The organism is Bacillus sp. GMs2/2, assembly GCF_050172095.1.
GTDB lineage: Bacteria > Bacillota > Bacilli > Bacillales > Bacillaceae_G > Bacillus_A > Bacillus_A cereus.
On record NZ_JBNLYE010000467.1, the window covers coordinates 1 to 2,641 of the forward strand.

Below are 2,641 nucleotides of genomic sequence, written 5' to 3' on the forward strand. Positions count from 1 at the left end.
AATTCCTACAATCATACACTAAAAAAGGAATTTATAGAGTGAAAAGCGAAGATAACATTCTCAATTAGCTTGTTAATATGTATCTCTCACAAATTAAAGTTTATTGGAGAACAGTCTTTTAAAAAAGTTTGTGAGGAATTCAGTAGAACAAGATATATGAAGTGAGTGAAGACTAGTGATGAACATACTACATTTTTTATTAGAGAATACGGTTTTCCAAAATGTGTTACAAGATCTGCAGTTAAATGTCCTTTATATAGAAAATGGATGTAAGCATCAACAAACGGTAGAAAATATCCATCCAAAATGTATGTTTATAGCAAATAGTTTTGAAGAGGGCGAACTATTATTTCAAAGAACGAAACCACACATTATCATTACGTATGTAACAGATTATTCTCAAATAAAATATATAAAGAATATGTATACTCCGCACAGTACATTCATTGTCATTTGGGATCAACAAATAACAAAAGAATTCACAGATGTACTTGCATTAGGAATACGTAATATTGTAATAGCTCCTGTAACTCCGCAAGCAGTGTTAGAGGAAGTGAATAAGAGTTTGTATCAACTTTCTTTAGTAAGGCAAGTCGGTTTGCAGCAGGAATTGCTTCAAACGATGTTTGATTTTCAAAATGATCTATTATTTATAGTAGAAGATGATGAGATTGTTGATTGTAATACAAATTTTTTAGCTTTTTTTGGATATGAAAATCTGTTTGCCTATCGTGAGCAACATTTAGTATTTGCTGAACATTTTATTAGAGAAAGTGGATACTATTCGACGACGCATGATATCACATGGTTAGACGATACTTTATCAAGTGGTAGAAGAATTAAGATGCTAAATTATGAAGGGGTAGTATCCACTTTTTTATTACGTGCGACACCATTGCCAGAAGATTTATCAAGATTTATTGTAAAGTGCACGGAAATTACAGAATTAGATGAAATCTATCAAGAGCAAGAAAGACTTGCTATGGTAGATTCATTGACAGAGATTTATAATCGTTTAAAGTTTCAACAAATACTAGAGGTAGAGTGGGAAAAGGTAATACGTAGTGATGAGAAAATAGCTATCATTTTATTTGATATAGATAATTTTAAAACGGTTAATGACACATATGGTCATGATTTTGGTGATTTGGCATTAATACAACTTGCAGAGCTTATGAAATCTAAAGTGGAGCAACAACATGTATTTGCAAGATGGGGAGGAGAAGAATTCATTATATTAGTGACAAATACAGTAGAAAAGGAAGCATTTCAAGTTGCGGAGTCATTACGATTCTTCATTGAAACAAAGCAATTCACTGGAATTTCGAAGCTAACAGCTAGCTTTGGAGTTGCGTTATATGAACAAGGAACTACAAGAGAAGAATTAATGCAACGAGCGGACATTGCATTATATGAAGCGAAAAAAAATGGGAAGAATCAAGTATGTGTGTATAGAAAAGAAAAAATGTAATTTTTCGCAACAAATTGTTGCGATTTTTTTTTATTGTTTGATAATAGAATAGGGGGACAATTTTTAGTGAAGGAATTATGGAGGATCAATATGATAAAAAAAGTAATGGTGATGGCTTCACTGTCTGCTATAGTTGGCGGCGGAGTATACTATTTTCTTGTTAGCCCCAATATAAAGGAAAACACTGTATTAACAACTAAAGTGAATCCTACTATTGAATCAGAAGTACAAGGGAATATAGAAGAAAAAGAAGAGCAACAAATTGATTATGCTAGCATATCTCAAAAATTAGATCAATATTTAGTCGGAAAGCAATTTAATGGAACAGTTTTGGTAACAGATAAAGAGCGTGTTATATTGAATAAAGGATATGGGTATGCTGATGTTCAAAATAAAATAGAAAATACGCCTCAAACAAAATATCGTATTGGTTCTATTACGAAAACAGTTGTTGCCACATCTATTTTACAGTTGCAAGAACAAGGTAAATTGAATATTCAAGATAATGTAAATAAATATATTCCTTCATTTCCGGAGAATAAAAATATTACACTATATCATTTGTTAACCCATACCTCTGGTTTACCTGAACATGCGAAAGGAAATGTGAATGCTGCTTCCCGTTTACAGTTAGTTAATTGGATTGGACGTCAAAATTTAGAATTTCCTGCAGGAACAGGTTGGAGATATACAGATTATAATTATATGGTTCTTGCTTATATAATAGAACATATCTCGAAAAAACCTTTAGGAGATTACATAAAAGAAAACATATTTGTAAAAGCAGATATGCATGAATCCGGTATGGGAAATATGGTACCTGGAGATAAAAATTTTACAAAGGGTTATGTGAAAAAAAATCAAGAGCTTGTACCAGCGCAGAAGTTAGGCATGGATTGGCTATATGGTTGTGGTGAGATGTATACGACAGTTGGAGATATGAAGAAGTTAGACGAAGCAATTATAAATGGAAAACTTCTTTCTGAACAAAGTATACAAGCAATGTTTTCGCCTTCAGCAGAACGGAAATATGCATTTAGTTTTTATATATATCCAGATTATTTTCATAATCATGGTGTATTATCTGGTTGGAACACTTTCAATAATTTTAATAAAGAAAAAGGAATTTTTGTTATGTTATTTTCAAATGTAAAAAATAGTATGGATGAT

The 2,641-nt window shown here is 31.5% G+C and carries 2 protein-coding genes; both read left to right on the plus strand.

The window, feature by feature from the left end:
* The first annotated feature begins 178 nt into the window (after nt 1-178).
* The gene (locus tag ACQGS6_RS26100) at nt 179-1,471 is read left to right on the plus strand and encodes a GGDEF domain-containing protein (protein WP_001023187.1); all 1,293 of its coding nucleotides are present in this window, start codon (nt 179-181) and stop codon (nt 1,469-1,471) included.
* Nucleotides 1,472-1,561: 90 nt separating this feature from the next.
* A partial coding sequence (locus ACQGS6_RS26105; RefSeq protein WP_426965854.1) for a serine hydrolase occupies nt 1,562-2,641 on the plus strand: 1,080 nt, incomplete at its 3' end.